A 240-nucleotide genomic window follows, 5' to 3' on the forward strand; every position below is an offset into this window, starting at 1 on the left:
CCCCTTGTACCAGTTTCCATCCCCGGCTATTTAGCCAAAAAAACCCCCCCGCCCACGGCCACTGCCCCCCTGAGCCTAAATTGCCCGGGAAGCGGCAGCCCCTTGGGGTGCAGGGGCAGGGTAAGCATTATATTCTCCCCCGGAGGTGATAACCATTGTTTTCCCCGCTGCCCTTTTCCCCCAGTTTGCTCCATGGCAAACCAGGGTGTTCCAGGCGTTATATGCCCTGTATTTTCCCGC

1 protein-coding gene is annotated in these 240 nt (G+C 58.3%); it reads right to left on the bottom strand.

The features are described 5' to 3' along the window. Positions 1-26: 26 nt before the first annotated feature. A complete protein-coding gene (locus KVT36_RS32925; protein ID WP_368670061.1) occupies positions 27-221 on the bottom strand; it encodes a hypothetical protein in 195 nt (64 codons plus the stop codon). Positions 222-240: the final 19 nt, after the last annotated feature.

This window comes from Chitinophaga sp. GbtcB8 (genome assembly GCF_019091455.1).
Lineage (GTDB): Bacteria > Bacteroidota > Bacteroidia > Chitinophagales > Chitinophagaceae > Chitinophaga.